Below are 7,270 nucleotides of genomic sequence, written 5' to 3' on the forward strand. Positions count from 1 at the left end.
CTCAAAGCCAACAAACTACACAAGGTGAACGTCCTTATGGCGGTATTCCACCTCAAGGCATGACAAATGAACAATATGCTGAACTTGAACAAAACGTTCCTAATCCAAACAGTGTATCTCAACAACAATATCAATTGGCTTTAAACGATGCTACTCAAGATATCGCTGACAAATATAACACTACAATTACTGTCCCAGAAGGCTCTTTCAAACCAAACGCTGTTAGAGATGATAACGGACATGCTTTACCTTTAACTAAAGATGGTAATTTCTATCAAACAAATGTGGATGAGAACGGCGTTAACCACCCCGGTAGTAAAATGTTAAATGATCAAACTGACAAAGCTAAATCTGACCAAAGTCAACAAACTACACAAGGTGAACGTCCTTATGGCGGTATTCCACCTCAAGGCATGACAAATGAACAATATGCTGAACTTGAACAAAATGTTCCTAATCCAAACAGTGTATCTCAACAACAATATCAATTGGCTTTAAACGATGCTACTCAAGATATTGCTGATAAATATAACACTACAATTACCGTGGCAGAAGGCGTATTCAAACCAAATGCTGTTAGAGATAATAATGGGCATGCTTTACCTTTGACTAAAGATGGTAATTTCTACCAAACAAATGTCGATGAGAACGGCGTTAATCACGGCGGTAGCGAAATGTTAAATGATCAAACTGAAAAAGCTACATCTAATCAAACTCAACAAACTAACCACGCTCAACAACAAATAACTAAAGAACACAAACAAGCTCTTCCTAATACAGGGGCTAAAGAAACTCCTATTTTAGCTACTACAGCCATTGGCGCCCTTATCCTAGCAATTGGCGTATTCTTCACATTCAAACGCAAAAATTCATCTCATTAATAACAGAATAAAGAAGTAAATTAATATTATTTAAAAAGCATCCAACACTTTTTAATTTGTGTTGGATGCCTTTTGTCTTAATGCAATATTTTCAAATCCCTAATACAACAACTAATTATATTTTCTTTTTCATATAAGTACTAAAGTATATAAATACGAATAATATCAATATAGAAACGATTAAGTAGATAAACTTTTGAGAATAATTAAGTAAAATACCAAAAACTAAAAATGATACTGGAGTTAAAGATTGTACTATTGATTGATTTAATGAAAAAACTCGCCCTTTGTATTGTTCATCAATATAGTTTTGTAAATAAATTGAATAAGGTATATTGCTTAAAGGTAATGCTGAACCAATTATAAAATATACAACACCTATTAGCACAAAAGCTAAGTAATTTTGTATATTTAAAAATAAAGTCATACTGAGTATTAATACTGCAAGAAATTGTAAAATAATCGAAATTTGGAATGGTAATGTAAGTTTATTTTTAATTGGATATATTGAAAATACTAAAGATATGATAAACATGCCGATTGTTAGTGAAGATTCAATCACACCAAACTGTTGCGAACTTAATTTCATGACTTGAATTGAAGTAATTGGAACACCAACTACTACCGAATTAATTAAAAAATTTAGTATTATAGCTACTAACATAAAGTTTAGTAATGTTTTATTTTTTAATAAATATGAGAAACCAATTTTAAAATCTTGCTTTAAACTATTTTTAGTTACTTCCATTACTCTATCTATTTTTATAGCCATAATAAATACCATTGCCAATAATTCTGTAATCACATTAATCAATGCTAAATATTCTATTTTTAAAGCTGCAATCAATATTCCCCCTAAAATTGGAGCTAAAAATCCAATCCCTACAGTATACATTTGTCTTAAAGAAATAAAACGTTCGATATCTTTTTCCGAGATATTTTTGATATTAGCATTTACAATGATACTTATTGCACCATCCGTTAAATTTAAAATAACGCCTAGTAGAATGATGTAATAAAAGTAATGATTAAAAATACATATAAATACACTCAAAGCAATTACATTTATAATTTGTGAGATAATAACTATTTTTTTATTGTTATATTTATCAGCATATACTCCAAATAATGGTTGACTTAAAATTGTAGACAGTACAATTATTGTTAAATACAATGTGTATACTGTCGGAGAGTGAGTATTTTTTAAAATATAAAATGCACAAGCGAAAGTAAAAATTTTAGATCCAATAGACGAAATCACATCAAATAATAATAAATTGATAGTTTGAATATTCATAGATGCACCCTTTTCTAGTTAGCAGAAATATATATAAATATTACTATTTTACTGAAAATTGTCAATTTTCTGTTTATTTTAGGTGATTTACTCTCTTTAAATTTGAAAAACTATTTCAAAAATATAAACTCTTATGCACATATTTTAGACTACGCGTAGACATCCCTCTTCAACCTTATATCTAATAAAATTCCTTTTGTATAAGTTCACCATTTGTGGTAATATCATCATGCATAAAAATTAGAGATATTAATAAAGAAGAAGGTTTAAATATATTATGAAAGAAAATTTTTGGAGTGAGTTGCCACGTCCATTTTTTATTTTGGCACCTATGGAAGACGTGACAGATATCGTCTTTCGTCACGTGGTTAGTGAAGCAGCTAGACCAGACGTCTTCTTCACTGAGTTTACAAATACAGAAAGCTTTTGCCATCCTGAGGGCATCCACAGCGTTCGTGGACGCTTAACATTCAGTGAAGATGAACAGCCTATGGTCGCTCATATTTGGGGCGACAAGCCAGAGCAATTCCGAGAAATGAGTATCGGTTTAGCAGAGATGGGCTTTAAAGGTATTGATTTAAACATGGGATGTCCCGTAGCCAATGTTGCAAAAAAAGGTAAAGGTTCAGGATTAATTCTACGCCCTGAAGTTGCAGCTGAAATCATTCAAGCCACTAAAGCAGGTGGCTTACCAGTAAGCGTTAAAACACGTCTAGGTTATTATGAAATAGATGAGTGGAAAGAATGGTTAAAACACGTCTTTAAACAAGATATCGCAAACCTATCTATCCACCTTCGTACTCGTAAAGAAATGAGTAAAGTAGATGCACACTGGGAATTAATCTCAGCTATTAAAGAAATGCGCGACGAAATCGCACCTAATACATTACTAACGATTAACGGCGATATCCCAGACAGACAGAAAGGTCTAGAACTTGCTAATAAATATGGCATTGACGGTGTTATGATCGGTAGAGGCATTTTCCACAATCCTTTTGCCTTTGAAAAAGAGCCCCGCGAACATACAAGCAAAGAACTACTAGACTTATTCAGATTGCATTTAACATTATTTGAAAAGCATTCCACTGAAGAAACACAACAATTCAAAGCTCTACGCAGATTCTTCAAAATCTACGTACGTGGCATCAAAGGCGCAAGCCAATTACGTCATCAATTGATGAGCACTGAAACAGTAGACGAAGCTCGCGCATTATTAGACGAATTCGAAGCTCAAATGGATGAAGCTTAAAAATATGACAAAAACACCTTATTAAGTTAGATTAAATTCAACTTAATAAGGTGTTTTTATTTACTAACATTGTTTCAAAAAATGCCCTTTATATACATAGGATATTTAAAACTAATGTATCTATTCTTCTCTCTCAGTTCTAGTCCACTAAATTTTGTTTATAACTTTGATAAAATTTTTCATACTTCATTTTCCCAATACCGCCAACGATATACTTGCCGTATTTACTTAAATTCATAACATAAGCTATACATACAGAGAAAGTTACAGTTAATGTAAATGTAAAAATAATATTAAAAAATGGATGCTCATGTAACGATCCTAATCTATGTACAAAAAAGTAGTGAATTAAGTAAATTGAAAATGAATAATTGCTAATAAAGATAACAAATCTAGGAACATATTTTATATAAGATGATATTAAGAAGAATAATAAAATAACCATTGTTACATAAATAGGTGTATCAAACCTTTTAGAATCAACTAATGTTAAAATTCCAGATAAATAGTTGAATATAACAATCATTGTTACTACAATCGTACCGATTACAATATGTAAGGTGTATTTTTGAATGCGATTCATCATTGTTTCATAATAGTATCCCATATAGAAACCTAGTAAGAAGTAACTTAGCCATCCAATAAATAACATCCATCCTTCTCTTTGCCAAAGCCAATTAAACCAAATATTTTCGGGTGCATCTATAAAGTTTCTCATAGCCCAAAATAAAGACGTAATAACTAATGAATATATAATTAACTTTATTGGATTAAGTTTCACGAGATACTTGGCAAATAGCACATGTAATAGATAAAACTGAAAAATGATAACAATAAAATATGTTAACGTGCCCCCATGAAACATCATAAAACCAACAGATTCTAAATAATCTTGGAAATTTTTCGGATGACCATACACAAAAGCAAGACCCATATTAATAATGATGTATGGTATTCCTAAAGTAAGTAGTTTTTGTTTGAAAAAATTCTCTTTAACTTTAGTTTTATATTGTTTAGCTAATAAAAATTCTGAGATGAAAACAAACATTGGCGTAGCATACAATAACAATAATTGAAAAACTCTTAATAAATAGCCTTCATTTGGCATATCAAATTTATAAAAAGTCGTGGTTATTGTATGAATCATCACAACACTTAAACAAGCGATTGCCCTCATCCAAAAAATAATCGATGTATAAACTCTCATCTGCATTCTCCCTTTTACATACTAAACCATGAATTTTCTGTTTAAATTTAAAAAATCACAGCCAAATTTCATTATATAATATATTTTTATGCAAATTCAAAATAATTCAAATACTCACTTTTTGATATTGCAACTATTAATTTTTATGTATTTTAGATTACGCATTGAAATGTTTATATGATAATTGGAGTGAATAAAAGTGTACCAACTTAAAAATATGACAAAACACCTTATTAAGTTAGATTAAATTCAACTTAATAAGGTGTTTTTATTTTCATATCGAATATAATAAATTCCGAGAGTTAGTACTAATTTTTTCCAGTTACTATGTCACCAATGAGCGGATCCTCTAAATTTTCAAATTTAATTTTCTTTGATAAACAATCCTCACTCAATAAAGGTGTAGTCATCACTTGAAAATGGATATGTGGTTCAGAAGAATGACCTGAATTACCACACTTACCTAAAAGGTCACCACTTTTAACACTTTGACCAGGCGTCACTAATATAGAGTTGGGCATAAAATGTGCTATCAAACTATACTCTTGTTCTCCATGGCGCATAATCACGTAGTTTCCTAATAACTGTTTTTCATTCATTACTCCTGGTTGATTGTCTTTAATACTGTTACGTACATCAACAACCACACCAGAGCGTGGAGCAACAATATTTTGCTTATACGCAAAATAGTCTCCGTTTTGATTACCTTCATCAGAATAAGTTTTATTTTCTTTCTCAATCAGTAAGTCATAAGCATATTTTTGAGATGAAATGTTGCTATGATAATTAGTTAATAAGGTATCGCCACCCCAAACAACTTTCCAGTCTTTATCAATAGGCATGTAATAGTTAAAATCTGTAAAGAATCGTTCTTTTTCATTATTGAGGGGTACGAGTAATAAACCTAATATCTTTTTAGTTACTTTATGAATAGTTATAGCAATTCCCCATTTATTATCTTTACTTAAATAGATGCAACGGATTGAATTATTCAACTCTAGTTGACTGAACAATTCATGGGAGTGACCCTCATATTTCAGGATAATCTTTTTTAGCTGTCGTTTTTTTATTTTACTTTTAAATTCTTTATCTAAATTTCGATATAACAGGTTGTATTTATTATTTTCAATACAATTTAAATAATCACTAATTTTGATAAAATGACCTCCAATAATCATATAAAATCAATCTTTAGAATGCCGATTTGAAACTACTCTTATAATAAGAATTGCTAGCCCCATAATCGCTGTTAGTAAATATGAGATGCCTCCAAGATTTTTTAAAAGCGCGCTACCGTATTTATAAGTGACTAAACCTTCATCTGTATAAATCTTTGTACTACGATCTATTAAGAGTAATAAACTATAATCTAACGTCAGAGCTATAACAATGCACCATAATACAATATTGAAAGTCACTAAACCTCTCTTCCCTTTGAAATTAGGTAAAAAGATTAATGCATAGGGACAGAGATAGATAACAAAAATAAAGCCTAAAGTTACTAACATAAGTAAAAAATAAGACCCATTAAATAAATAATATGTAAATATTTGGCTAACGCCTAAGGTTACGAATACAAATATAATTACTGACAATAGGTATTTTAAATCACCATTTAATTTTTGAGCTAAACGTTCATATTTGTTTAAATTATTTGATTTCTTTAAAATTTGGTCACTTGAAAATTTAATTATCAAAAAGCACAATCCTACCGTTATAAGAAATATAGTAAACAAGATTACAATCATAGCCATCTCACCTTTTTATCTTTAAGAAAAGTATTTCATTTTAATACTACTAAGTCAAAATTGTATTTTTCATAATTCACTTGGATATTTAGCAAATCATTACAATTTCAAAATATATGTATCGAAATCCTCAACACTAAAAAAGCTATGAAGTAATCTATAATCACAGATTTTTTCATAGCTAATTTTTTATAGTTGTAGAGACTCGTACTTTAAATTTATACTGCAAAATGGCCAATCATAATATTTTGAACTTTACCTTTGTTAGTGTAGAAAGCAATACCATAATGTTGTTTATTAGGATTATATACATACACTTTTATATCTTGAGAATTAGTTGCTAATTTCAATTTATTTCCATATGCCTTCATTAATTGTTTTGTTGTCAATTTACCATTTGCGTCAAATGATACAAATCTTGCTACTGTTCCATTAGAGTTAGTAATTGCAAACGTTTGGTCGTATTTTTGAACATTTTTAATTGCATTAGGAACCGCTTTTTTGCCAGTTGTATAAGGGATTTTCACACCATTGATTTTAAAATTGTCGTATTTTAAAGCATTAATAAACGCTGGATCTAAAACGAAAGAAGGCGTACCTTTTGATGTATAACCATTGTAATTATAATAAGGTTTTACATTTTGATATTGCGCTGCATATGCTTCGTTTCCATGAAGATTATCAACTGAATATCCAACTCCGAATAATGTTCCAAGGGCTACTACAGATGACAATGTAATTTTAGTAATTTTTTTCATATTTTTCTCCTTTTAATTTAAATTGAATAGTAGCAAGTCCAGAATTTATATTACCATTCGATTACAATATTACATTTATATTACAAAATTTGCAATATTATACTGTATAAAGTTTTGTTAACTTTATATG

The 7,270-nt window shown here is 29.8% G+C and carries 7 protein-coding genes; 2 read left to right on the forward strand and 5 right to left on the reverse strand.

The features are described from left to right. A partial coding sequence (locus tag CD127_RS11070; RefSeq protein ID WP_103366753.1) for an LPXTG cell wall anchor domain-containing protein occupies nt 1-881 on the forward strand: 881 nt, incomplete at its 5' end. A gap of 115 nt (nt 882-996) precedes the next feature. Here CD127_RS11070 and CD127_RS11075 read toward each other — a convergent pair. After that, a complete protein-coding gene (locus CD127_RS11075; protein WP_103366754.1) occupies nt 997-2,178 on the reverse strand; it encodes an MFS transporter in 1,182 nt (393 codons plus the stop codon). 277 nt (nt 2,179-2,455) lie between these two features. Between CD127_RS11075 and CD127_RS11080 the strand changes: the two genes are divergently transcribed. Beyond that, nucleotides 2,456-3,427, forward strand: coding sequence for a tRNA dihydrouridine synthase (locus tag CD127_RS11080; protein ID WP_103299064.1), 972 nt, complete (start codon nt 2,456-2,458; stop codon nt 3,425-3,427). A 139-nt stretch (nt 3,428-3,566) separates the two neighbouring features. Here CD127_RS11080 and CD127_RS11085 read toward each other — a convergent pair whose 3' ends face one another. From CD127_RS11085 to isaB, 4 genes are all read right to left on the reverse strand, one after another. Then, nucleotides 3,567-4,634, reverse strand: a complete 1,068-nt coding sequence (locus CD127_RS11085; RefSeq protein ID WP_103366755.1) for an acyltransferase family protein — start codon at nt 4,632-4,634, stop codon at nt 3,567-3,569. Between the two features lie 308 nt (nt 4,635-4,942). Next, nucleotides 4,943-5,647, reverse strand: coding sequence for a M23 family metallopeptidase (locus CD127_RS11090; protein WP_167797392.1), 705 nt, complete (start codon nt 5,645-5,647; stop codon nt 4,943-4,945). 171 nt (nt 5,648-5,818) lie between these two features. Beyond that, on the reverse strand, nt 5,819-6,388 hold the full coding sequence (locus CD127_RS11095; RefSeq protein WP_169926758.1) for a hypothetical protein: 570 nt from the start codon (nt 6,386-6,388) through the stop codon (nt 5,819-5,821). Nucleotides 6,389-6,600: 212 nt separating this feature from the next. Beyond that, nucleotides 6,601-7,140, reverse strand: a complete 540-nt coding sequence (gene isaB, locus CD127_RS11100) for an immunodominant staphylococcal antigen IsaB family protein (RefSeq protein WP_103366758.1) — start codon at nt 7,138-7,140, stop codon at nt 6,601-6,603. Nucleotides 7,141-7,270: the final 130 nt, after the last annotated feature.

It is taken from the genome of Staphylococcus petrasii, from assembly GCF_002902565.1.
Lineage (GTDB): Bacteria > Bacillota > Bacilli > Staphylococcales > Staphylococcaceae > Staphylococcus > Staphylococcus petrasii.

Excerpts from the sequence above, each read along its gene's own strand:
- CD127_RS11075 (WP_103366754.1), bottom strand. The coding sequence starts at position 2,178 with ATGAATATTCAAACTATCAATTTATTATTATTTGATGTGATTTCGTCT.
- CD127_RS11080 (WP_103299064.1), top strand. The coding sequence starts at position 2,456 with ATGAAAGAAAATTTTTGGAGTGAGTTGCCACGTCCATTTTTTATTTTG.
- CD127_RS11085 (WP_103366755.1), bottom strand. The coding sequence starts at position 4,634 with ATGAGAGTTTATACATCGATTATTTTTTGGATGAGGGCAATCGCTTGT.
- CD127_RS11095 (WP_169926758.1), bottom strand. The coding sequence starts at position 6,388 with ATGGCTATGATTGTAATCTTGTTTACTATATTTCTTATAACGGTAGGA.
- isaB (WP_103366758.1), bottom strand. The coding sequence starts at position 7,140 with ATGAAAAAAATTACTAAAATTACATTGTCATCTGTAGTAGCCCTTGGA.